The organism is Pantoea sp. PSNIH1, assembly GCF_007680655.1.
GTDB classification, from domain to species: domain Bacteria; phylum Pseudomonadota; class Gammaproteobacteria; order Enterobacterales; family Enterobacteriaceae; genus Pantoea; species Pantoea eucrina.
In genome coordinates, this window is record NZ_VEIP01000003.1 from 377,076 (window position 1) to 401,494 (window position 24,419).

The following is a 24,419-nucleotide window of genomic DNA, read 5'->3' on the forward strand; positions in this document are numbered from 1 at the left end:
AACAGGATCTCTATGCAGAACGTCACTCCCATGCTCGCACGCAAAGACGACAGCTTGCCCGAAGAGCCGCGCTCCTCATTACCCGGCGGCGTTATTGGCTTTTTTGCCTACTGGTGCGCGCTGGCCATTCCCTTTCTGCTCTACGGCTCCAATACGCTATTCTTTTTTCTCTATACCTGGCCTTTTTTCCTTGCGCTGCTGCCGGTATCGGTGCTGGCCGGCATCGTGCTGAGCCTGATGATGCGTGGGCACCTCTTCTGGTGCGCCCTGGCGACCGGTCTGCTGGTCATCTGCCTCTTCTGGCTGGTGTTCTCCTATCTGTCCGGCTGGTAAGCGCAGAGATGTGCAAACGCATCCGCTGGTTACAAAAGTTTGCCTGCTGTTTTTCGTGACCGCCTGCTATAAATAATCCGGATAAATCTGCTTACGCGCCATTTTCGCTGCCGCAGTGGAGTCCGGGCTCAAGTTATGGGATGATTGGGCCGTTTTTCAGGGGGCGGGGATGGGAAAACTGACGTTACTGCTGCTCGCGCTACTGGGATGGTTGCAATATTCCCTGTGGCTGGGCAAGAACGGTATCCATGATTACACACGCGTCAGCGAAGACGTGGTGTCACAACAGGCGAATAACGCCAAACTCAAAGCGCGAAACGATCAGCTGTTTGCCGAAATTGACGATCTCAATGGCGGTTCAGAGGCGATTGAGGAGCGCGCACGCAGCGAGCTGGGCATGATTAAACCCGGCGAGACTTTCTATCGCCTGGTGGCAGACCAGAACAAACGAAATGCGCAGCAGTCTGCGCAAAATCAGCAACGATAACAACATGACTCACCACTCTCACGCTGCGGATGTGATTGCCGTCGTGCCGGCTGCCGGTGTCGGCAGTCGCATGCAGGCGGCGTTTCCCAAGCAATATCTCACTATTGGTACCATGACGCTGCTGGAACACAGCGTGGCGCGCCTGCTGGCTAACGCCGCAGTGCAGCAGGTGATTGTCGCCGTCAGCGCTGACGACGGCTGGTTCGATTCGCTGCCGCTGGCGCACGATCCGCGCGTGGTGCGGGTTACCGGCGGCGCAACCCGGGCCGAGTCGGTGCTGGCAGGCTTACAGCACATCAGAGAGAGCGCATGGGTACTGGTGCATGACGCCGCGCGCCCGTGCCTTCATGCTGACGACCTGGCACGGCTGCTGGCCGTGCGGGAGCACAGCAGAGCCGGCGCCATTCTGGCAGCACCGGTACGCGATACCATGAAGCGCGCTGAGCCGGGCAAAACGGCGGTGGCACATACGGTGGAGCGTGACGATCTCTGGCACGCGCTGACGCCACAGTTTTTCCCGCATAGGCTGCTGACTGCCTGCCTGAGCCGGGCGCTCAGCGAAGGCGCTACGATCACGGATGAGGCGTCAGCGCTGGAGTATTGCGGCTATCATCCGCAGCTGATTAGCGGGCGCAGCGACAACATCAAGGTCACGCGGCCGGAAGATCTGGCGCTGGCGGCCTTTTACCTTACTCAGATTCAACGACAGGAGAACGCATAATGCGTATCGGTCACGGCTTCGACGTTCACGCTTTTGGCGGTGAAGGTCCACTGGTGATTGGCGGGGTGCGTATCCCGTTTGAGCACGGTTTTATTGCCCACTCCGACGGCGACGTTGCGCTGCATGCGCTGACCGATGCCCTGCTGGGCGCGGTGGCGATGGGCGATATTGGCAAGCTTTTTCCGGATACGGATCCGGCGTTTAAAGGAGCTGACAGCCGCGGCTTGCTGCGCGAAGCGTGGCGTCGTATTCAGGCGAAAGGCTACGCCATTGGCAACGTTGACGTCACGATTATCGCGCAGGCGCCTAAAATGCTGCCGCACGTGCCGCAGATGCGCGTCAATATCGCCGAAGATCTGGGCTGCCACATGGATGCGGTTAACGTGAAGGCCACCACCACCGAAAAGCTCGGCTTTACCGGACGCGGTGAAGGTATTGCCTGCGAGGCAGTGGCTCTGCTGGTAAAGGCTGACGCATGAGTGAGCTGCACTATCTGCACGGCGTGCCTGCTGCCACTGGCATAATTAAAGCGCGTCCGGATGATTTTGTGGTGATCGAAGATCTCGGTTATCCCTATGACGGCGACGGCGAGCAGCTGCTGGTACGCATCCGCAAAACGGGCTGCAACACGCGTTTTGTTGCTGAAGCCCTGGCAAAATATCTGGGCGTGCCGGCGCGCGACCTGAGCTATGCCGGCATGAAAGATCGCCACGCCGTGACTGAACAGACGCTCTGTTTCCGCCTGCCGGGTAACGCAATGCCGGTAATGAGCGGCTTTCAGCTTGAAGGGGTTGAGATCCTGCAGGTGATCCGGCACAGGCGTAAGCTGCGTACCGGCGCGCTGGCGGGAAATGCCTTTCGGCTGGTGATCCGCGACGTGTCTGATCGCGCCGACGTTGACGCGCGCCTGCAGCAGATTCAGGCTCAGGGCGTTCCCAACTATTTTGGCGAGCAGCGCTTTGGCCGCGGCGGGAATAACCTGCAGCAGGCGCAGCGCTGGGCAGAAGAGCAGTTTCATCCGCGCGATCGGAATATGAAAGGCCTGCTGCTGTCAGCCGCGCGTAGCTACCTGTTTAATCAGGTGACCAGCGCGCGTCTGCAGCGCGACGGCTCACTGCAGCTGGCGCAGGCAGGCGATGCGCTGCAGCTCGCCGGACGCGGCAGCTGGTTTGTCGCCGCTGCCGATGAGCTGCCAGCGCTGCAGCAGCGCGTGGCCGCGCATGAGCTGCGCATCACGGCACCGCTGGCGGGACGCGGTGAGGCGGGCACGCAGGGAGAAGTTGCCGCATTCGAGCAGCAGCAGCTGGCGCAGTCGCCGGCACTGCTGACGCTGCTGACGCGTGAACGGGTTGATACCGCCCGCCGCGCGATGCTGGTGGTGCCGGATAATCTGCAGTGGCAGTGGCAGGATGACGCCACGCTGGCCCTGCAGTTCTGGCTGCCCGCCGGCAGCTTCGCCACCAGCCTGGTGCGCGAGCTGCTGAGCAACGGCGCTGCGGCACCGCTCGGCGACGAGTAGCGCTGACGCCCGGCGCGTTAATTCACCCGGCCGCTGGCCGGGTTCTGACCACTGCAGAGACAAACCCTGCCTCTGTCACGATTTACGTCTACCACTTCCCACGCCTCATCGCTAGAATGCATCTATCCCTGTCTCACCGGCCGCTGGCGTAACTACGCCCGATTTTTCGCACAGCCGGCACCGGCTGGCGGGGACCGGTGAATGAACAAAGGTCAGAAACAGATGCGGATATTGCTGAGTAACGACGATGGAATCCATGCGCCCGGCATTCAGACGCTGGCGCACGCGCTGCGGGAATTTGCTGAGGTACAGGTGGTGGCACCCGACCGCAACCGCAGCGGTGCCTCAAATTCACTGACGCTGGAAACGCCGCTGCGTACCTTCACGCATGCCAGCGGCGATATCGCTGTACAGATGGGGACACCCACCGACTGCGTTTTTCTCGGCGTGAATAAGCTGATGCAACCGCGTCCTGACATTGTGGTCTCAGGCATCAATGCCGGTCCCAATCTGGGCGATGATGTGATCTATTCCGGTACCGTTGCAGCTGCGATGGAGGGGCGCCATCTCGGCCTGCCGGCGCTGGCGGTGTCGCTGAATGGTCATACGCACTATGACAGTGCGGCAGCCGTAACCTGCGTGCTGCTGCGTGCGCTCTCCCGGGCACCGCTGCGTACCGGACGCATCCTCAATATTAATGTGCCCGATTTGCCACTGGCGCAGATTAAAGGTTTTCGCGTCACGCGCTGCGGCAGCCGCCATCCGGCAGATCAGGTGATTTGCACTGAAGATCCGCGCGGCCAGCCGCTCTACTGGATAGGCCCGCCAGGCAAACAGCTTGATGCCGGCCCCGACACCGATTTTGCCGCCGTAGACGCCGGCTATGTTTCGCTGACGGCGCTGCATGTCGATCTCACCGCACACGCCGCGCAGAGCGTGCTGCATGACTGGCTGCTGCAGGCAGAGGTCTCACTGGCATGATAAACCGGCGCATCGACACGCTGTTAGCCCAGCTGCGGGCGCAGGGCATTACAGATGAGCGTCTGCTGCAGGCGATTGCGGATGTACCACGTGAGCGCTTTGTAGATGAAGCGTTTGAGCACAAGGCGTGGGACAACATGGCACTCCCTATCGGCAGCGGACAGACCATTTCCCAGCCCTATATGGTAGCGCGTATGACCGCGCTGCTGGAGCTGAACCCGCACTCCCGCGTACTGGAAATCGGCACCGGCTCCGGCTATCAGACCGCTATTCTGGCGCATCTGGTCAATCACGTCTGTTCCGTTGAGCGCATCAAAGGGTTGCAGTGGCAGGCTAAACGCCGTCTGAAGCAGCTCGACCTGCATAATATCTCTACCCGGCACGGTGATGGCTGGCTCGGCTGGCCCGCGCGCGGGCCGTTTGATGCCATCATTGTTACCGCAGCGCCCCCCGAAATTCCGACTGCGCTGATAGCACAGCTGGGTGAGGGTGGCAGAATGGTGCTGCCGGTGGGGGAGGACCATCAGGTGCTTAAGCGTCTGCGCCGCCACAAGGGCGAGCTGACGGAAGAGATTATCGAGCCGGTACGCTTTGTTCCGCTGGTGCAGGGTGACCTGGCGTAAGGGCGATCTTACGTATTTCTTCACAATCACAGCGTGGCATGGCGCAGGTGATATTGTTACTATCCTCTTTTTCGATACCGATGCGCGTTTGAGCCTATTCGCGTAGAGATTTATGCGGTTCAGGCCGCGAGAGAGTTCTGACCAGTATTGCCATCACGGGGGAGCAATGAGCACAGGAAGCACCGCATTTCAATTACGCCGTCTGGCGGCAGTCTCACTGGTAGGTTTCTGGCTGGCTGGCTGTAGCTCTGGCGATAATACGCAGGCGCCTATCAGTCAGGTTGGCAGTAATAATGGCGGCGGTATGCTGACCCCTCAGGGCGGCGGTATGGTCGCTCCACAAGGGGGTGGTATGGTTTCCGGGCAGAGTTCGCCGGTGCCCGCTATGCCACAGGGCGGAATGTTAAGCAGTAATACATCTTCTGCTGCTCCTGCGGGTGGAATGATTAGTGCCAGTAATAATGTAGCGACTGAAAACGGACGCATTGTTTACAACCGCAATTACGGGAATATTCCGAAAGGCAGCTACGGCGGTGAAACCTATACCGTCAAACATGGCGATACCCTGTTTTATATTGCCTGGATCACCGGCAATGACTTCCGCGATCTGGCTCAGCGCAACAATATTCCCGCGCCATACGGCCTGAGCGCAGGGCAAACCCTGCAGGTAGGCAACGGTAACGGTCAGACAATTACCGGTGGAAATGCGATTACAGCAGCCGATGCCAGCCAGAGCGGAGCCACCGGAACAACGGCGCAAACGCAAATAAAATCCCCTGCTGTTGCACAGCAACCTGTTATTACGTATTCTGATGATTCAGGTTCGACAGGTGGGAAAATGCTACCGTCGAAAGGAGCAACTAATGTGGCAACGACCACAGCTCCGGTTACCGCACCGCCTACAGTCAGCAGCACCTCAAATAGCTCAACCCCGGTGGGGAGCTGGCGCTGGCCGACTGATGGCAAGATCATCGATAACTTCTCTGCTGCGGAAGGCGGAAACAAAGGTATCGATATCGCCGGGTCTCGCGGACAATCTGTTGTCGCTACCGCATCGGGAAGGGTGGTGTACGCAGGTAACGCGTTACGCGGGTACGGTAATTTGATCATCATTAAGCATAATGATGATTATCTGAGTGCCTACGCCCACAACGATACAATGCTGGTCCGGGAACAACAGGAAGTTAAGGCGGGGCAAAAGATAGCTACCATGGGTAGCACCGGTACCAGTTCAGTTAGATTGCACTTTGAAATTCGTTACAAGGGGAAATCCGTAAATCCGTTGCGTTATTTACCGCAGCGATAATCCGGCAGAACCTTTGGTGTTCTGCCCTTGGATCACGGGTAGGAGCCGCTTATGAACCAGAATACGCTGAAAGTTAATGAGTTACATGAAGATGCGGAATTCGAGGAGAACGGAGCTGAAGTTTTCGATGAGAAAGCTCTTGTTGAGAACGAACCTGGTGATAGCGAAGTAGCAGAAGAAGAGCTGTTGTCACAGGGTGCGACGCAACGAGTATTGGATGCGACGCAGCTCTACCTCGGAGAGATCGGTTATTCCCCGTTGCTGACGGCAGAAGAAGAAGTCTTCTTTGCGCGTCGTGCTTTACGAGGCGATATTCCTTCTCGCCGCCGCATGATCGAAAGTAACTTACGCCTGGTAGTGAAGATTGCCCGTCGTTACAGCAATCGTGGTCTGGCTCTGCTGGACCTGATTGAAGAGGGTAACCTCGGCCTGATTCGTGCCGTAGAGAAATTTGACCCGGAGCGCGGGTTCCGTTTCTCAACGTACGCTACCTGGTGGATTCGTCAGACTATTGAACGGGCTATCATGAACCAAACCCGTACAATTCGCCTGCCGATTCATATTGTCAAAGAGCTGAACGTTTACCTGCGTACCGCGCGTGAACTTTCACACAAGCTCGATCACGAGCCGAGTGCGGAAGAGATTGCCGAGCAGCTGGACAAGCCGGTTGATGACGTGAGCCGTATGCTGCGTCTCAATGAACGTATTACCTCGGTTGACACCCCGCTGGGTGGTGATTCCGAAAAAGCGCTGCTGGATATCCTGGCCGATGAGAAAGACAACGGCCCGGAAGACACCACGCAGGACGATGACATGAAACAGAGCATCGTTAAGTGGTTGTTTGAACTCAATGCCAAGCAGCGTGAAGTGCTGGCGCGTCGTTTCGGCCTGTTAGGCTATGAAGCGGCAACCCTGGAAGATGTGGGTCGCGAAATCGGGTTAACCCGCGAGCGCGTTCGTCAGATTCAGGTGGAAGGGCTGCGTCGCCTGCGGGAAATCCTGCAGACACAGGGCCTTAATATCGAAGCACTGTTTCGTGAATAAGCCATAATCAGCAGCAAAAACGGTGACCTGTCTGGTCACCGTTTTTTTTTGCTGCGATCAGACCAGGCTTTTCAGCCGGTAGATCCACTCCAGCGCCTGCTTTGGCGTCAGGCTGTCAGGATCCAGCGCTTCCAGCGCGTCCACCGCCGGCGAGGTCTCTGCCACCAGCAGAGGCAGCTGCGCACCGCTGGCTGCCGAGGCGTTCTGACTGCCGGAAAGCGCCTCCAGCTCTTTCAGCTTCTGCCGCGCGCGCTTGATTACCTCTTTTGGCACGCCCGCCAGCGCCGCAACCGCCAGGCCATAACTCTTGCTGGCGGCACCCTCCTGCACGCTGTGCATGAAAGCGATGGTATCGCCATGTTCAACCGCATCCAGATGCACATTCACAACACCCTCCAGTTTTTCCGGCAGCGTGGTCAGCTCGAAATAGTGGGTGGCAAACAGCGTCATCGCTTTGATGCGACTGGCAAGGCTTTCGGCACAAGCCCAGGCGAGTGACAGGCCATCATAGGTTGAAGTGCCGCGACCTATCTCATCCATCAGTACCAGGCTATTTTCCGTGGCATTGTGCAGAATATTGGCGGTTTCTGTCATCTCAACCATAAACGTTGAGCGGCCGGAGGCAAGGTCGTCTGCCGCACCGACGCGGGTAAAGATGCGATCGACAGGACCAATCACGACCTCTTCAGCCGGTACGAAACTGCCTATCCACGCCATCAGCGCAATCAGCGCGGTCTGACGCATATAGGTGCTTTTACCGCCCATGTTTGGTCCGGTGATGATCAGCATGCGCCGCTGCATCGACAGCGAGAGCGGGTTGGCAATAAAGGGCTCTTTCAGTACCTGTTCCACCACCGGATGCCGGCCTGCGGTAATGCGGATACCCGCTTTCTCCTGCAGCACCGGCCGGCAGTAGTTCAGCGTCCAGGCGCGCTCTGCCAGGCTGGCGAGTACATCCAGCTCGGCCAGCGCGGCCGCGCTCAGCTGCAGCGCTTCAAGATGCGGCAGCAGGCGATCGAACAGCTCCTCATAGAGGCCTTTTTCCAGCGCCAGCGCCTTGCCTTTGGAGGTCAGAACTTTATCTTCATACTCTTTCAGCTCAGGAATGATATAGCGCTCGGCGTTTTTCAGCGTCTGGCGGCGCACATAGTGGATGGGCACCAGGTGACTCTGACCGCGGCTGACCTGAATGTAGTAACCATGTACCGCGTTAAAGCCGACTTTCAGCGTATCCAGCCCCAGTTTTTCCCGCTCGCGGATCTCCAGCCGGTCAAGGTAGTCACTGGCACCGTCAGCCAGCGCCCGCCACTCATCGAGTTCAGCGTTATAGCCCGGCGCGATGACGCCGCCGTCACGCACCAGTACCGGCGGTGATTCAATGATTGCCTGCTCCAGCAGCGTACGCAGCTCAGCAAACTCGCCCGTCTGCGTGCGCAGGCTCACCAGCCGTTCCGCCTTTGCTCCGGCCAGCAGCTGATTGATTTCCGGCAGCTGCTGAAACGCATGCCGCATGCGCGCCAGATCGCGCGGGCGCGCGGTGCGCAGCGCCAGGCGTGCCAGTATGCGCTCCAGATCGCCTACCTGACGCAGGACCGGCTGCAGCGCGTCGCTCAGCGACTGCAATTCTGCAATCGCATCCTGACGCCGGACAATTGTCGTAAGGTCACGCAGCGGCATATGCAGCCAGCGCTTCAGCATACGGCTGCCCATCGGCGTGACGGTTTTATCCAGAACCGCTGCCAGCGTGTTATCGATCCCGCCGGCCAGATTCTGGGTGATTTCAAGATTGCGGCGCGTGGCCGCGTCCATGATCACGCTATCCTGCTGGCGCTCCATGCTCAGGGAGCGAATGTGCGGCAGCGTGGTACGCTGAGTATCTTTGGCATACTGCAGCAGACAGCCCGCAGCGCGCAGCCCCAGATGTGCCTGCTCCACGCCAAATCCGCGCAGGTCGCGCGTGCCGAACTGCAGATTCAGCTGCTGGCGCGCGGTGTCGATCTCAAATTCCCACAGCGGACGCCGCCGCAGCCCGCGGCGCTGGTCAATGAGCGACATCGCCTGCAGATCTTCAGGGTAGAGCAGCTCCGCAGGATTCGTGCGCTGGAGTTCTGCTGCCATCGCTTCAGCGTCGCCCGGTTCGCTCAGGCGGAAACGCCCGGAGCTGATATCCAGCGTGGCGTAGCCAAAGCCGCGCTGGCTCTGGAAGATAGCGGCCAGCAGGTTATCCTGGCGCTCCTGCAGCAGCGCTTCATCGCTGATAGTGCCAGGGGTGACAATCCGTACCACCTTGCGTTCAACCGGGCCTTTGCTCAGCGCCGGATCGCCGATCTGTTCGCAAATCGCCACTGACTCACCCAGCTGAACCAGCTTTGCCAGATAGCCCTCTACGGCGTGATAGGGCACACCGGCCATCGGAATGGGCTCACCGGCTGAAGCACCCCGTTTGGTCAGGGAGATCTCCAGCAGCTGCGAGGCGCGCTTTGCATCATCAAAGAACAGCTCGTAGAAATCGCCCATGCGGTAGAACAGCAGGATGTCAGGGTGATCGGCTTTCAGGCGCAGATACTGCTGCATCATTGGCGTGTGAGCGCTGATATTCTCTAATGTACTCATAGTATTAGGGTGTCCATGTTTAAACATAAGCAGCGCGATACATGATTCTGATTCTCTTTTATCTGCCCCTCTTAGGGCTCAGCGTGGTTGCCAGAGGCTGACTGAAGGGCGGGCAGTAACCTGAATGTGTTCACGAGTACGTGTTGATTATGATAACGGAGTCTGTATAGCAGGAAAACCGGCGCGCAGGGCTGTTTCTTCGAGGATGCTCGAAACAATGAAATCTGGCGATAGCAATAAAGCTGATGTCGAAGAAAATAGAGGTTTACACGTATCATGCAGGAAGACTGGTGTTAATTTCTTTTCTATCGTTACCTAAGCCTGGTCGGCCTGCTCCCCGTTGATTAACACACCGCAATGTTAGTAATGTCTTCATCAGTCACATGGGGACATCTCCATGAAGACGCGATTTTCCGACGAACATCTCATCAGTATTCTCCGTGAGACCTGCGTGAATTCGCCTGGAAATTTTGGTATAATATTTGTTCGATGACTGTCCGCCCGGATTCTGCTGGAGTAACTATGAGCAACACCAAAAAAACTCAGACAACCTACGTAAAGCCATCTCGTGCTGACATCGTTCGCTCGGTAGCAACATCTACGGCTGTTGAGACAGGACAGTCCTCTGAGAAGATCGAAGCTTCCCTTGAAGCGACGCGCAAAAAATTTGCTCATTTGCGTCTTGCGGTTTAATCCCTTCTTAATGCCTCGCTGACCCAGTGTTTCATCGGTTCGTAGTCCATTGATATGCCAGCATGGATGGCCGATATATACCGGGTTTTGTTTTGCTCCCAGCTTTGATAATCCAGCGGTTTGTATCCTCCCTGCACGACCATCACGTCGGCTAACAGGCGTGACAAGCGTCCGTTTCCCTCTCTGAATGGATGGATAAGTATCAGCTCGACATGAGTTATGGCGATAGCGGTGATGAGCTGTTCATCATCCATGCCGCTACATGGCGTATATTGAGCCAGATACTTGTTGTCAAATTCGTTCAGCAGTTTTGGCAACTGCGCTGAGGGGGCAAACATAAAGCCGCCCTTGCTTATATTGACCGTTCTTTCTTGTCCAGCCCACTCGTAAATATTACCCAGCCAGCGGCGATGCCAGTTTTTTAGCAGGGCTACGCTGAGTTGTCCTTCCGGGAACTGTTCTTCAAAAACGGACCGGTAGAGTTGTTCTAACAGGACAAGTTCCGCTTCATCCATCTCATCGGAAGCAGAGATACCCAGTTTATTAGCCAGAACCTGTTCGCCAGAGTCTTTCTCATACTGGCCTTCCCTGCTGGATACATGGTATCGGCTCATGGAGATGCCCTGTGTTATCAAAGGAATGGAAAAAGGAGGGATTATAACGCTGGATGAGGAGTGTAAACAATAAACGTAAAATCAGTCACTTAAAATATAGCTTTTATAATCTGCTGGAAAAAAATTGTGATTAATCAGTGTCATCAGGCCAATGCATTATTAGCGTGTGAGCTGATATTCTCTAATGGACTCATAGTATCAGGAACGCAGGGCTGTTTCTTCGGGCAGGCTTCAGAATTGCAGAATGAGCCGGTACTGTTTCTGCGCTGAGGGCGCAAAATGTCATCGTCAACATTTCACGAAAGCTGCTACCATCGCGTTACTCCTGCTGACACTGCCGATAGCGAATGTTATGACCCGAAAAAGTACCAAAGCGGCCACCATTAAAGATATTGCGCAGATTGCCGGCGTAACCAATATTACCGTTTCACGCGTGTTTACTGCCCCTGATAAGGTTAAACCCGAAACGCGCGAGCGGATCCTGGCCGCAGCACGCACGCTTAACTATGTGCCTAACGCGTTTGCCCGCAATATCAAAGCCAGCCAGAGCCCTATTATCGGCGTGGTTACCGACGATACCTTTAATATTGTTTATTCCCATATCATCAAAGAGGTGTGCCGCCTGTCAGATGCCAAAGGCTATTCGGTCATGTTCTTTACCACGAACGGCAACCGGCAGATTGAGGCGCGCGCGCTGCAGACGCTGGTCAGCTATAAAGCGGCCGGGATTATTTTGTCGGTAGTGGAGGATTCTGACCGCTACGATAAAAGCCATATCGACGTGGTGCGCCACTCCTCAAGCCAGCTTATCCAGCTGGATCGTCAGTTTGATACGTTGCTGCCGGCGGTCTATATCAACAACAGCCGTGCCGGTGAGCTGGTTGCAGAAGCGATAATGAAAAAAGCGTTTCGCAATGTGCTGGTCATTGGCGGCAGCGAACACTCTCACATTACCCGGCAGCGTATTGACGGGATCCGAAGCGGGATTGACGAGCGCGTTACTCTGCACACGCTTTATACCGACTACCGCTACGAACATGCTAAGGCGATGATTCAGTCATGGTTCTCTACCACCCATGAACGCTACGATGCAATTGTCGGATTAAACGGCATGATTACGCTGGCGGCTATTAATCTGGCCAACAAGTGGGGAATGCACGACACCGGCTTTATCTCTGTTGATGAAGTACCCTGCGCCGAAGATTTTAATCAGGTTATTCCTTATGTCGCTCATGATACCGGCCAGTGGGCGCGGGTGGTGTCAGAAAATATCATCTCTGCTATTGAGGGCCGTCCCTACGAAACCCGCGTGATGCTTAATGGCTTCCTGAAAAACCTTTAGTTTCAGACGCCTGCCGGGTTTTTTCTGTAACAACACTGAAAGCGATGTTAATAAGATGTGACATGCCGCAAGGATCTTAAACTTGTCCATCTGAGAATGTTGACGTTGTCATTTCAGGTGTTTAAATTTTGATCTCATGTCTGTGGCGATGAATTTAACAATCCTCAGATAGCGTATTCCTGGCATACAGGACGTTTTTATCTTTATGTTAACGTCAACATTTCAGGTGTGGTTGCGCAGTGTTCCTGTACCGGCTTTATTTCGTAACGACGATAAGCAGTTAACTGAAAAGACCCGGAGAAAATTATGAAAGGCAAACTGAACACCCTGCTGGCGCTCTGTGTAACTACCCCTTTAATGCTGGCATCTGCACTGGCGATAGCAAAGCCGCTGACTATCGGCATGTCCTTCCAGGAGATGAATAACCCCTATTTTGTCACCATGCAGGAAGCGCTCAAGGCTGCAGCCGGCAGCATGGGGGCTACGGTGATTGAGGCAGATGCCCGTCACGATGTCTCAAAGCAGATCAACGACATTGAAGATATGCTGCAGAAAAAAGTCGACATCCTGCTGATTAATCCGGCGGACACTAACGGGGTGGAAAACGCGGTAAACGAGGCAAAAAAAGCGGGCGTAGTGGTAGTGGCGATTGACGCTCAGGCTAAAGGCCCAATCGACTCTTTTGTTGGCTCCAAAAATTATGATGCCGGCCTGCAGGCCGGAGAGTTTCTGGCGAAAGCGCTGGGCGGTAAAGGTAAGGTCGCCATTCTTGATGGTATTCCGGTGGTGCCGATCATCGAACGCGTTAAAGGGTTTGAAGATGCAATGAAGAAATATCCCGGCATCAAAATCGTTAACCGTCAGAACGGCAAACAGGAGCGTGATACTGCGCTAAGCGTTACCGAAAATATGCTGCAGGCAGCGCCGGATCTGGCCGGCATTTTTAGCGTCAACGATACCGGTGCGCTCGGGGCTCTGGCGGCGATTCAGGCGAACGGCGCAGATGTGAAACTGGTCAGCGTCGATGGTCAGCCGGAAGCGGTGAAAGAGATTGAGAAAGCGGGATCGCCGTTTATTGCAACTTCTGCGCAGTTCCCGCGTGACATGGTACGGCTGGGGCTGGGCGTGGCGATGGCGAAGCACTGGGGAAGTCAGGTGCCGGCTGCAGTACCGCTTGACGTAAAACTGATCACGAAAGAGAACGCCAGCGGCTTTAGCTGGTAATCACTCCGGGGAGGCGCTGCCATGCCGTTACTGCAACTCAGCGGAATCAGTAAATCATTTCCGGGCGTACGCGCGTTAAACAACATCAACCTGACGCTGCACGCCGGTGAAATCCATGCGCTGCTCGGTGAAAACGGGGCGGGTAAATCCACGCTGATGAAGATCCTGAGCGGTATTTATCAGCCTGACAGCGGCGAAATCGCTATCGACGATCGGCCGCAGCAGTTTGCTGGCTATCGTCAGGCGATAACAGCTGGCGTGGGAATTGTCTTTCAGGAGTTCTCGCTGATACCGGGTCTTAATGCCGTCGAGAATATTTTTCTGAATCGCGAACAGCGTACCCGCTGGGGATGGCTGGATCGCCAGACGATGCGCAGTCGTACGCTGGCGCTGCTGGCGCGGCTGGGGGTTGAACTCGATCCGGACATTGCGGTAACGCACCTCAGCGTGGCGCAGCAGCAGTTTGTTGAGATTGCCAAAGCGCTGGCGCTGGATGCGCGGATCCTGATCCTTGATGAACCTACGGCAACGCTGACGCCGGGTGAAGCTGAGCATCTGTTCCGGGTGATGCGCGACCTGCGACAGCAGGGGGTGGGCATGCTGTTCATCTCGCATCATCTGGAGGAGATCTTTGCGGTATGCGACACCATCACGGTACTGCGCGACGGAGGCTATGTTGGCACCCTCCCGGTGAGCGACTGCAGCAGCGAGCAGCTGGTAAAAATGATGGTGGGCCGTCAGGTGGCACAGCATTTCCCCGATAAGCTGCCGCTGCCGGCGGCAACGCTACCGCTGCTGGACGTCAATCTGCAGCGCCAGCGCCAGGGACCCGCAGACGCTTTTCAGCTCTGGCCCGGAGAAATTCTCGGCTTTGCCGGGCTGGTGGGATCGGGCCGCACCGAAACCGCCTGCGCGATGCTGGGTGCACAGGCGTGCTGGCAAAAGGAGGTGCGCCTGAATGGCGAGCCGCTGCGGCTGCGTACGCCCGCCGATGCCTTAGAGCAGGGGATCGGACTGCTGCCGGAAAACCGCAAAACCGAAGGGCTGGTACTGCCGTTTAGCGTGGCGCATAACATCACGCTGAACCGGCAAATCACCCACGGCGGATTTCTGCACCATGTGCGCGAGCGTGAAGTGGTCAGCGATCTTATCCGCAGGGTTGGCGTGAAAACGCCGTCAGCGGAGCAGGAGGTGAATACGCTTAGCGGCGGCAATCAGCAAAAGGTGGTCATTGCGCGCTGGCTGAATAATGACTGCAAAGTGCTGATCTTTGACGAACCCACACGCGGTATCGATGTAGGCGCAAAAATGGAAATTTATCAGCTGATGCAGCAGCTGACCCGTAAGGGCATCGCCATCATCGTCATCTCTTCTGAGCTGCCGGAGATTATTGGCCTCTGCCACCGGGTGCTGGTGTTTCGCAACGGACATATTGCGCAGGAGCTACACGATACGGCAATCAACGCTGAAACCATCATGCTACACGCTACGGGGAACGCATCATGAGTATTCTCTCTAATTCCATGCTGTCACAAACGTCGCGCAGGCGTGGCCGGCTTGACCGCTGTCTGCACCATCCCGCCTTCCTGCCGTTTGTCGGTTTTGTGCTGCTGTTTATTGTGATGATTTTTCTCAACGATAGCTTTCTGACCGCGAACAACCTCAGCAACGTGGCGCGTCAGGTCTCTATCAACGCCATTATTGCCGTGGGAATGACCTGTGCCATCTTAACTGGCGGGATCGACCTGTCGGTGGGATCGGTGATGGCGCTCTCCGGCACCGTGGCCGCCGGTCTGATGGTAGCGGGAATTCCGATGCCGCTGGCGGTGCTGGCCGGATTGCTGATCGGTATGGGCTTTGGTGCCCTGAACGGCGGCTGTATCGCCTGGCTGCGGATGCCGCCCATCATCGTTACGCTCGCCAGCATGGGGATCGCACGGGGACTGGCGCTGATGTATACCGGGGGATATCCCATCTCCGGCCTGCCGGAAAGCTTCATGATGTTTGGCCGTGCCAGCCTGCTGGGTATTCAGGTGCCCATTTTAATCATGATGGTGGTCTATTTGCTGGCGTGGATCCTGCTGCACCAGAAGCCTTTTGGTCGTCACGTCTACGCTCTGGGCGGCAATGAAGAGGCCGCGCGCCTGAGCGGTATCCGTGTTTCACGCACCAAGCTCTGGGTATATATCATTAGCGGACTCACAGCGGCGGTGGCCGGTATTGTGCTCAGTTCGCGTCTGATGAGCGGACAGCCCAACGCCGGTAACGGATTTGAGCTGGATGCGATCGCTGCTGTCGTGCTGGGCGGGGCGGCAATAGCTGGCGGTAAAGGTGCCATTCTTGGGACGCTGGTGGGCGCGATGATGCTCGGCATTCTCAATAATGGCCTGAATCTGATGGGGGTTTCACCCTATGTGCAGATTGTGATTAAAGGCGGGATCATTTTGGGCGCGATCTGGCTGAGTTCCGTTAAGCGTAAAGCACACCGTTAAGATAGCCTGCGGGCTATCTCTCTGTCATTCAATGTTGACGTTAACATTTATCGAAAAGGATACGCTATGAATATTCTGCCGCAACAGATCAAAAGCCTGGTGAACTATGGCCCGCGCGATTATCGCCTGGAGACCTTACCGCTGCCTGAGCCAAAAGCACGCGAGCTGCTGGTAAAAGTGGGGGCATGTGGTATCTGCGCGTCTGACGTCCACTGCTGGCACGGGGCGCCAATGTACTGGGGAGATGGTAATCCGGAAAAAGCCTGGGTTAAAACGCCAGTAGTGGTGGGGCATGAGTTTTATGGCACGGTCGTCGGATATGGCGAGGGCGCGCTGGAGCATTTTGGCGTGTCGCCTGGCGACCGCGTCATCGCTGAACAGATTATTCCCTGTAATCAGTGCCGCTTCTGCAAAGATGGCAAATACTGGATGTGCGAAAAGCACGACATCTACGGCTTTCAGACGCAGGACTCTGATGGCGGTATGACCGAATATATGCTGTTCAAAGCCAACAGCCGGGTGCATAAAATTCCTGATACGCTGACGCACGAAGAGTGCGCGCTGATTGAGCCCTTCGCCTGTGCGGTCCACGCGGTGAACCGCGCGGCGATTGAATTCAATGATGTGGTGGTGCTGGCAGGGGCTGGCCCGCTCGGCACCGGCATGATTCAGGCTATCCGCCTCAAAAACCCCAAGCTGTTTATTGTACTGGATACCATTCCGGAACGTCTGGCGCTGGCGAAAAAGCTGGGGGCCGATCTGGTTTTCAACCCGCTGGAGCAGGATGTGGATGCGGAGGTGCGCAAACTCACTGACGGCTACGGCTGCGACATCTATATAGAGGCGACCGGCAACCCACTGGCAGTTAATCAGGGACTGCAGATGATCCGGCGCATGGGCCGCTATGTCGAGTTCAGCGTGTTTGGTAAGCCTGCAACGGTAGACTGGTCGATCATTGGCGACCGCAAAGAGCTGGATGTGCGCGGCTCACATCTTGGCCCGCACTGCTATGAAACGGTCATCAGCTTTTTTGAGAAAAAATGGTTCACCGCAGAAGGCATTGTTACGCACAGTTTTCCGCTGGCGGAGTGGGAGCAGGGGTTTGCGATGGCATCAGGTCGCGAATCGATCAAAGTGCTGCTGGTACCCTGAACCGTTACGTGCGCCACCTCGTCCTGAGGGGCGCACACACCGCGTAAAGTTACGACATTACTCTGTCCGTTAATGCGCTGAACGACTACCATATGCGTTCAGGTTTTTTGCTCGCTTATGGATATCTAATGCGTATTAAGGTTGCCCTCATTCCGTTGTTTTTCCTGCTTGCTGCCTGCAGCAGCAAGCCTGCGCCTCATCAGCAAGGCGATGTTGTGCCGGCACCTAAAGGCGGCTTCCTGCTGGATTCGTCGCATGCGGTTCAGCCGATGTTTGGTGACTTTGCCGGCAACCCGGCAGCAGAACAATTTATCGATCGGATGGTAGCGAAACATGGTTTTGATCGCGATCAGCTGCATGCGGTTATCGGCCAGGCAAAGAGGCTTGATTACGTACTGCGCCTGATGGATCAGCAGGCACCGAGCTATACGCCGCCAGCGGGGCCAAACGGCGCCTGGCTGCGCTACCGGAAAAAATTTATCACGCCCGATAACGTACAGAATGGCGTAGCGTTCTGGAATCAGTATAAAGATGCTCTGCAGCGGGCGCAGCAGGTTTATGGCGTACCGCCGGAAATTATCGTCGGCATTATCGGCGTTGAGACGCGCTGGGGCCGGGTGATGGGCAAAACCCGTCTGCTGGATGCGCTGGCGACGCTCTCGTTTAACTATCCGCGCCGCGCCGCCTATTTCAGCAGCGAGCTGGAGACCTTTCTGCTGATGGCGCGCACCGAACAGGACGATCCGCTGGATCTACGCGGATCCTTTGCCGGGGCAATGGGCTATGGCCAGTTTATGCCCTCATCCTATAAAGAGTACGCGGTGGATTTCAACGGAGATGGTCATACCAATCTCTGGGATCCGGTTGATGCGATTGGCAGCGTCGCAAACTATTTCAAAGCGCACGGCTGGCGCAGCGGTGAGACAGTCGCCGTACCGGCGAGCGGACAGGCACCCGCGCTGGAGAATGGCTTCAAAACGCGTTATCCGGTTGCCACGCTGGCGGCGAGCGGTCTGACCCCGCAGGGCTCACTGAATGGCAACAGCGAAGCCAGCCTGCTGCGACTCGATCTGGGCACCAGCTATCAGTACTGGTACGGCCTGCCTAACTTCTATGTGATTACGCGTTATAACCACAGCACCCATTACGCGATGGCCGTATGGCAGCTGGGAGAGGAGGTCGCCAAAGCGCGGCAGGGCAATCTGCTTTAATGCTGTCCTTATAAAGTGTGAGGATATAATATGGCACCCTCTTTGCGGTGCCATTTCACCGCATGCAGATTATCAGGAGCACTTATGGAGCATTTACCCGCCTGTCCGCTGTGTCAGGCTGATTATACCTGGCAGGATGGCGACAACCTTAACTGCCCGTCGTGCGGCCATATCTGGTCTGCCAGCGCGGCAGAAGCGAGCGATACGCTGCTGGTACGCGATGCCAATGGCAATACGCTGGCAGATGGCGACAGCGTCACCGTGGTCAAAGATTTAAAGGTAAAAGGCAGCTCTTCGGTGCTGAAAATTGGTACCAGGGTCAAAAGTATTCGTCTGGTTGAAGGCGATCACAATATTGACTGCAAAATCGAGGGCTTTGGCCCGATGAAACTCAAATCTGAGTTTGTGAAAAAGAGCTGATGGCCGGACGGCGCAGGCCGTCCTGTTTTTTACCCTGAAGGTATTTACACCTCCCGCTTTCGGTTCCTGCTGCGCCACCCTCTGTACTGAACACCTCCGGTCTCACTCACTGCTGAACGTCAGCGCCTGCCTGGCACAGATCGCGACTATGCTTGATTAAGCGGTACTGACTCCGGCTGATCCGGCACGCGGCAACGGCACGCTGCTGTGCGCTTCCCCGCATCCGGTCAGGATGGCATGAAACCGGACCGGAGGCAGCGGAAGCAGGGGCGCAAATTTCACTGCTGCTGGTTGAAAAGCGCCGTCTGCCGCTCCATTTACTGCTAACGTTGCGCCGCAAAAGGAGAAAGCGATGAATGATGAACAGCTGCAGCAGTTAAGCCGTCAGATTGGCGAAAAGCTCATAGCGCGCCACGCCAGCGTGACGACGGCTGAATCCTGTACCGGCGGCTGGATTGCCAAAGTTTTCACAGATATCAGCGGCAGCTCTGCCTGGTTTGAGCGCGGATTTGTCACCTATAGTAATAGTGCCAAGCAGCAGATGGCAGGCGTGCAGGCGAGCACGCTTGCGCGCTATGGCGCAGTGAGTGAAGAGACGGTACGTGAGATGGTGGCAGGCGCGTGTCAGGCGGCGCAGGCACCTTATGGGATCGCTGTAAGCGGCATTGCAGGACCCGGCGGCGGCAGCGCAGATAAACCCGTGGGCACCGTCTGGTTTGCCCTTGCCGGACCGGAAGGTATCTTTGCGCAACGCTGTGTTTTTGCAGGCGATCGCGAGGCGGTGCGGCGTCAGTCGGTGGCGTGGGCGCTGCAGACGCTGCTTGATCAATTTCTGATAAATTAGGCTTGATACTGTATGATTATACAGTATAATTATTGGCAACAGAACGAGCGGACACAGCCAGTGTTTGCTCACCCGGCATGATTAGGAGTGTAAATGGCGATCGACGAGAACAAACAGAAGGCTTTAGCTGCCGCACTGGGCCAGATTGAAAAACAATTTGGTAAAGGCTCCATCATGCGTCTGGGTGAAGACCGCTCGATGGATGTAGAAACTATTTCTACCGGCTCCCTGTCGCTGGACATCGCACTGGGTGCGGGTGGTCTGCCGATGGGCCGTATCGTAGAGATCTACGGACCGGAAGCTTCTGGTAAAACCACGCTGACGCTGCAGGTTATTGCGGCTGCACAGCGTAAAGGTAAAACCTGCGCCTTTATCGATGCTGAGCATGCGCTGGATCCGGTCTATGCGAAAAAGCTGGGCGTGGATATCGATAATCTGCTCTGTTCACAGCCGGATACCGGTGAGCAGGCGCTGGAAATCTGCGACGCGCTGGCACGTTCAGGTGCCGTTGATGTCATCATCGTTGACTCCGTTGCGGCGCTGACGCCTAAAGCGGAAATCGAAGGTGAGATCGGTGACTCGCACATGGGTCTGGCGGCACGAATGATGAGCCAGGCGATGCGTAAGCTGGCAGGTAACCTGAAACAGTCCAATACGCTGCTGATCTTCATCAACCAGATCCGTATGAAAATTGGTGTGATGTTTGGTAACCCGGAAACCACCACCGGTGGTAACGCGCTGAAGTTCTACGCCTCCGTTCGTCTTGATATCCGCCGTATCGGTGCGATCAAAGAGGGCGACGAAGTGGTAGGTAGCGAAACGCGCGTGAAAGTGGTGAAGAACAAAATCGCTGCACCGTTTAAGCAGGCAGAATTCCAGATCATGTATGGCGAAGGGATCAACACCTTTGGTGAGCTGGTAGACCTGGGCGTGAAACACAAGCTGGTGGAAAAAGCCGGTGCGTGGTACAGCTACAACGGCGATAAGATTGGTCAGGGTAAAGCAAACGCGACCAACTTCCTGAAAGAGAACCCGGCAATTGCGAACGAGATTGACAGCAAACTGCGTGAGGCGCTGCTGACAGGTGCGACAGCAGAGGCAAACACTAAAGAGCCTTCTGACGCTGAGCTTGAAAAAGCAGGCGAAACTAACGAAGACTTTTAATATCAGCGGGAGCAGCAATGCTCCCGTTTTCTTTTTTACTCCTCTGCACGCCTTCCGCTCTCTGCCCCCCATGCTTTACCCTGTCCGTTACCAACAGTAAGGCTAATGTGTATGTCATCAACATCATCACAGGCACCGGTGCCTGACTTCTCCCGTTTACTTGACCGCGCTATGCGCCTGCTTTCACAGCGCGATCACAGCCGCAGCGAGCTGAAGCGCAAACTGCAGCTCTCCGGCCAGCGTGCGGCCTATCTGCAGCAGCAGGAAAATATCCCGATTCCGGATGAGCTGCTGGAAAAAGTGCTCGACTGGTGTCAGGAAAATGGCTGGCTGAACGATAATCGATTTACTGAGCGTTTTATCCAGAGCCGGGCGCGCAAAGGATATGGTCCGCAGCGCGTCAGGATGGAGCTGCAGCAAAAAGGCATCGGACGCGACGAGATCAATCATGCGCTGGGAGAAAGTGACGTAGACTGGACAGCGTGTGCTGCAGAGCTTGCCAGACGTAAGTTTGGCGAGCCGCTGCCGCAAACCTGGGCAGAAAAAAGCAAAGTACAGCGTTTTCTGATGACAAAAGGCTTTATGATGGAAGATATTCAGGCGGTTTTCAGAAATAGTGGCGACTGAAAGGCAATGTGATTTTACTTCCTATTGCAGAAATTTTATCTTATTCCCACTTTTTGTTCCTCAGTCAGCGACGGACCGGATAGACAGGGTTTGTCAGCGAAAGGGAACGTTCGTTAGCGTGATTCCAGGAATTTTATGAGCAAGAGCACTGCTGAGATCCGTCAAGCGTTTCTCGACTTTTTTCATAGCAAGGGACATCAGGTTGTAGCCAGCAGCTCCCTCGTACCGAATAACGATCCAACGCTGCTGTTTACCAACGCCGGCATGGTGCAGTTCAAAGACGTTTTCCTTGGCCAGGACAAGCGTGATTACACGCGTGCGACTACCTCGCAGCGCTGCGTGCGTGCAGGCGGCAAGCATAACGATCTGGAAAATGTGGGTTATACCGCACGCCATCACACCTTCTTTGAAATGCTGGGCAACTTCAGTTTCGGCGACTATTTCAAGCAGGAGGCGATTGCTTATGCCTGGGAACTGCTGACGGGTGAGCAGTGGTTCAGCCTGCCAAAAGAGCGTTTATGGGTAACCGTTTACGAAACCGATGATGAAGCCTTTGATATCTGGGCTGACCAGATCGGTGTGCCGCGCGAACGCATTATTCGTATTGGCGACAACAAGGGCAGCGCATACGCATCTGATAACTTCTGGCAGATGGGCGACACCGGTCCGTGCGGTCCCTGTACTGAAATTTTCTACGATCATGGCGACCATATCTGGGGAGGCCCGCCGGGCAGCCCGGAAGAGGATGGCGATCGCTATATTGAGATCTGGAATATCGTGTTTATGCAGTTCAACCGTCAGGCTGACGGCACCATGCAACCGCTGCCTAAGCCGTCGGTGGATACCGGCATGGGGCTGGAGCGTATCGCGGCAGTCCTGCAGCATGTGAACTCCAACTATGAGATCGATCTCTTTGCGCAGCTGATCAAATCTGTTGCTCAGGTCACTGGCGCAAGCGACCTCAATAACAAATCGCTGCGCGTTATCGCAGATCATATCCGCTCCTGCGCCTTCCTGATTGCCGATGGCGTCATGCCATCGAATGAGAACCGTGGCTATGTGCTGCGTCGCATCATTCGTCGTGCGGTCCGCCACGGCAACATGCTGGGCGCGAAAGAAGCATTCTTCTATAAGCTGGTGGCACCGCTGATTGAGGTCATGGGCGCTGCGGGTGAAGATCTGAAGCGTCAGCAGAAACTGGTAGAAAATGCGCTGAAAGCGGAAGAGGAGCAGTTTGCTAAAACGCTGGAGCGTGGTCTGGCGCTGCTGGATGATGAGCTGGCAAAAGTGAGCGGCGACACGCTGGATGGTGAAACCGTCTTCCGTCTTTATGACACCTTTGGCTTCCCGGCGGATTTGACCGCTGACGTTTGTCGCGAGCGCAATCTGAAGATTGATGAGGCGGGATTTGAAGCCGCTATGGAGCAGCAGCGCCAGCGTGCGCGCGAAGCCAGCGGCTTTGGCGCGGACTACAATAGCGTTATTCGCGTTGATGCCGTAACCGAATTTAAAGGTTATGAAGAGCTGGCGCTGAACGCCACGATTGAAGCACTGTTTGTTGATGGTCAGTCAGTGGAACAGATCACCGCTGGACAGGATGCCGTCGTGATCCTGAACGCTACGCCGTTCTACGGTGAATCAGGCGGGCAGGTGGGGGATACTGGCGTACTGACAGGGCAGAATGCTGAATTTAGCGTGCAGGATACGCAAAAGTATGGCAAAGCACTGGGACATATCGGTAAGCTCACTCATGGTCAGCTGCGTATCGGTGATGCGCTGCAGGCGCAGGTAAACGAAGCACGTCGGGCACGTATTCGCCTGAATCACTCAGCAACGCACCTGATGCATGAAGCACTGCGTGAAGTGCTGGGCGATCACGTCGGGCAGAAAGGCTCGCTGAATAACGATAAATATCTGCGTTTTGACTTCTCGCATTCTGAAGCGATGAAGCCGCAGCAGATCCGTGAAGTTGAAGATATCGTCAATGCACAGATCCGCCGCAACCTGCTGATTCAGACCGATATCATGGATCTGGAAGAGGCTAAAGCGCGTGGGGCGATGGCGCTGTTTGGCGAGAAGTACGATCAGCGGGTGCGCGTGGTCAGCATGGGCGAATATTCAGTGGAGCTGTGTGGCGGTACGCACGCTGCGCGCACGGGTGATATCGGCTTGTTCCGCATTCAGTCTGAGTCGGGCACGGCTGCCGGTATTCGTCGTATCGAAGCGCTGACCGGTGAAGCGGCAATTGCTCAGCTGCATGCACAGAGCGATCAGCTGGCTGACATTGCTCAGGTGGTGAAGGCCAACAGTAGCAACCTCAGTGAGAAGGTGCGCGGTCTGGTGGATAACGTACGCGCGCTGGAGAAAGAGCTGCAGCAGCTACGCGATCAGCAGGCAGCCCAGGAGAGCGCATCGCTGAGCAGCAGCGCCATTGAAATCAGGGGCGCTAAACTGCTGGTAAGTGAGCTGAGTAACACTGAACCGAAAATGCTGCGTACGATTATGGATGACCTTAAAAACCAGCTTGGGTCTGCCGTGATCGTACTGGCAACGGTAGCAGAAGGTAAGGTTTCGCTGATTGCAGGCGTAACTAAAGATCTGACCGACCGCGTGAAAGCAGGTGAGCTGATTAGCGCGCTGGCCGTTCAGGTGGGCGGAAAAGGCGGTGGACGTCCTGACATGGCGCAGGCGGGCGGTACCAATCCGCAGGCGCTGGCAGGCGCGCTGGCAGGCGTACAGGAGTGGGTAAGCAGCCGGCTGTAACAATTAAAATTAAGCGTTGTATAGCGCCAGGAACGTCTGTTCCGGCGCTTTTTAGTGCAATGGACACCAGGTAATGACAAAGTCCGGTCGATGTAGTGTATTTCGGCTAAACTGATTATCAGCAGAATGTATTGGTGTGACAAATCACAATGGTGTATTTGTCATAGGTATTGTTCAGCGGTATATGATGGATATGGCCGGGAGCCCGAACAGGCCCGACTCTTTTAATCTTTCAAGGAGCAAAGA

Annotated in this window: 23 protein-coding genes; 21 read left to right on the forward strand and 2 right to left on the reverse strand. The window is 55.9% G+C overall.

Going from position 1 to position 24,419, the window contains the following annotated elements:
* Positions 1-12: 12 nt before the first annotated feature.
* The 9 genes from FS690_RS11260 to rpoS all read left to right on the forward strand — a co-directional run bounded on the left by FS690_RS11260 (position 13) and on the right by rpoS (position 7,014).
* Positions 13-333: a DUF3561 family protein gene (locus FS690_RS11260; RefSeq protein ID WP_039379856.1), complete on the forward strand. Its 321-nt coding sequence runs from the start codon at positions 13-15 to the stop codon at positions 331-333.
* A 169-nt stretch (positions 334-502) separates the two neighbouring features.
* On the forward strand, positions 503-820 hold the full coding sequence (gene ftsB, locus FS690_RS11265; protein WP_039379853.1) for a cell division protein FtsB: 318 nt from the start codon (positions 503-505) through the stop codon (positions 818-820).
* A 4-nt stretch (positions 821-824) separates the two neighbouring features.
* Positions 825-1,541 carry a 2-C-methyl-D-erythritol 4-phosphate cytidylyltransferase gene (ispD, locus tag FS690_RS11270; protein ID WP_145339638.1) on the forward strand — a complete coding sequence of 239 codons (717 nt, stop codon included), beginning with the start codon at positions 825-827 and terminating at the stop codon, positions 1,539-1,541.
* Positions 1,541-2,020, forward strand: a complete 480-nt coding sequence (gene ispF, locus FS690_RS11275; protein ID WP_039379851.1) for a 2-C-methyl-D-erythritol 2,4-cyclodiphosphate synthase — start codon at positions 1,541-1,543, stop codon at positions 2,018-2,020. Before ispD ends, ispF begins: the two co-directional genes overlap by 1 nt.
* Positions 2,017-3,060 carry a tRNA pseudouridine(13) synthase TruD gene (gene truD, locus FS690_RS11280; RefSeq protein ID WP_071668537.1) on the forward strand — a complete coding sequence of 348 codons (1,044 nt, stop codon included), beginning with the start codon at positions 2,017-2,019 and terminating at the stop codon, positions 3,058-3,060. The genes ispF and truD overlap by 4 nt, the downstream gene beginning before the upstream one ends.
* A 222-nt stretch (positions 3,061-3,282) precedes the next feature.
* Positions 3,283-4,041 (forward strand): 5'/3'-nucleotidase SurE, encoded by a 759-nt coding sequence (gene surE / locus FS690_RS11285; protein WP_039385625.1) that lies wholly within the window; start codon positions 3,283-3,285, stop codon positions 4,039-4,041.
* Positions 4,038-4,664, forward strand: a complete 627-nt coding sequence (locus FS690_RS11290) for a protein-L-isoaspartate(D-aspartate) O-methyltransferase (RefSeq protein WP_039379847.1) — start codon at positions 4,038-4,040, stop codon at positions 4,662-4,664. Before surE ends, FS690_RS11290 begins: the two co-directional genes overlap by 4 nt.
* Positions 4,665-4,830: 166 nt before the next feature.
* Positions 4,831-5,970, forward strand: coding sequence for a murein hydrolase activator NlpD (nlpD, locus tag FS690_RS11295; protein ID WP_039379844.1), 1,140 nt, complete (start codon positions 4,831-4,833; stop codon positions 5,968-5,970).
* A gap of 51 nt (positions 5,971-6,021) precedes the next feature.
* Positions 6,022-7,014, forward strand: coding sequence for an RNA polymerase sigma factor RpoS (rpoS, locus tag FS690_RS11300; RefSeq protein WP_039330767.1), 993 nt, complete (start codon positions 6,022-6,024; stop codon positions 7,012-7,014).
* Positions 7,015-7,071: 57 nt separating this feature from the next.
* Here the strand turns inward: rpoS and mutS are convergent, their stop codons facing one another.
* On the reverse strand, positions 7,072-9,627 hold the full coding sequence (gene mutS, locus FS690_RS11305; protein ID WP_145339629.1) for a DNA mismatch repair protein MutS: 2,556 nt from the start codon (positions 9,625-9,627) through the stop codon (positions 7,072-7,074).
* A 522-nt stretch (positions 9,628-10,149) separates the two neighbouring features.
* Here mutS and FS690_RS18365 point away from each other — a divergent pair.
* Positions 10,150-10,320, forward strand: coding sequence for a hypothetical protein (locus tag FS690_RS18365; RefSeq protein WP_186368987.1), 171 nt, complete (start codon positions 10,150-10,152; stop codon positions 10,318-10,320).
* Here FS690_RS18365 and FS690_RS11310 read toward each other — a convergent pair.
* Positions 10,317-10,934, reverse strand: coding sequence for a Fic family protein (locus tag FS690_RS11310; protein WP_145339630.1), 618 nt, complete (start codon positions 10,932-10,934; stop codon positions 10,317-10,319). The genes FS690_RS18365 and FS690_RS11310 overlap by 4 nt on opposite strands.
* 352 nt (positions 10,935-11,286) lie before the next feature.
* On the opposite strand from FS690_RS11310, the gene FS690_RS11315 reads away from it, so the two are divergent.
* The 11 genes from FS690_RS11315 to alaS all read left to right on the forward strand — a co-directional run bounded on the left by FS690_RS11315 (position 11,287) and on the right by alaS (position 24,173).
* Positions 11,287-12,276 carry a LacI family DNA-binding transcriptional regulator gene (locus FS690_RS11315; RefSeq protein WP_039385624.1) on the forward strand — a complete coding sequence of 330 codons (990 nt, stop codon included), beginning with the start codon at positions 11,287-11,289 and terminating at the stop codon, positions 12,274-12,276.
* A gap of 357 nt (positions 12,277-12,633) precedes the next feature.
* Complete coding sequence (locus tag FS690_RS11320; protein ID WP_369826801.1) at positions 12,634-13,500, forward strand: ABC transporter substrate-binding protein; 867 nt, start codon at positions 12,634-12,636, stop codon at positions 13,498-13,500.
* A 21-nt stretch (positions 13,501-13,521) separates the two neighbouring features.
* Positions 13,522-15,006, forward strand: coding sequence for a sugar ABC transporter ATP-binding protein (locus FS690_RS11325; protein WP_113655786.1), 1,485 nt, complete (start codon positions 13,522-13,524; stop codon positions 15,004-15,006).
* A gap of 17 nt (positions 15,007-15,023) precedes the next feature.
* Entirely contained in the window at positions 15,024-15,992 is a 969-nt protein-coding gene (locus FS690_RS11330; protein WP_255471488.1) for an ABC transporter permease, read from the forward strand.
* Between the two features lie 66 nt (positions 15,993-16,058).
* Positions 16,059-17,144, forward strand: coding sequence for an alcohol dehydrogenase catalytic domain-containing protein (locus FS690_RS11335; RefSeq protein WP_039379838.1), 1,086 nt, complete (start codon positions 16,059-16,061; stop codon positions 17,142-17,144).
* 128 nt (positions 17,145-17,272) lie between these two features.
* Positions 17,273-18,355 (forward strand): lytic murein transglycosylase B, encoded by a 1,083-nt coding sequence (mltB, locus tag FS690_RS11340; RefSeq protein WP_108569616.1) that lies wholly within the window; start codon positions 17,273-17,275, stop codon positions 18,353-18,355.
* 84 nt (positions 18,356-18,439) lie between these two features.
* The gene (locus FS690_RS11345) at positions 18,440-18,775 is read left to right on the forward strand and encodes a zinc ribbon domain-containing protein YjdM (protein WP_039379834.1); all 336 of its coding nucleotides are present in this window, start codon (positions 18,440-18,442) and stop codon (positions 18,773-18,775) included.
* Between the two features lie 352 nt (positions 18,776-19,127).
* Positions 19,128-19,619: a nicotinamide-nucleotide amidase gene (gene pncC / locus FS690_RS11350; protein ID WP_039379832.1), complete on the forward strand. Its 492-nt coding sequence runs from the start codon at positions 19,128-19,130 to the stop codon at positions 19,617-19,619.
* Positions 19,620-19,712: 93 nt separating this feature from the next.
* Positions 19,713-20,783 (forward strand): recombinase RecA, encoded by a 1,071-nt coding sequence (gene recA / locus FS690_RS11355; RefSeq protein ID WP_039379830.1) that lies wholly within the window; start codon positions 19,713-19,715, stop codon positions 20,781-20,783.
* 111 nt (positions 20,784-20,894) lie between these two features.
* Complete coding sequence (locus tag FS690_RS11360) at positions 20,895-21,410, forward strand: regulatory protein RecX (protein ID WP_255471486.1); 516 nt, start codon at positions 20,895-20,897, stop codon at positions 21,408-21,410.
* A 135-nt stretch (positions 21,411-21,545) separates the two neighbouring features.
* Complete coding sequence (alaS, locus tag FS690_RS11365) at positions 21,546-24,173, forward strand: alanine--tRNA ligase (RefSeq protein WP_108569615.1); 2,628 nt, start codon at positions 21,546-21,548, stop codon at positions 24,171-24,173.
* Positions 24,174-24,419: the final 246 nt, after the last annotated feature.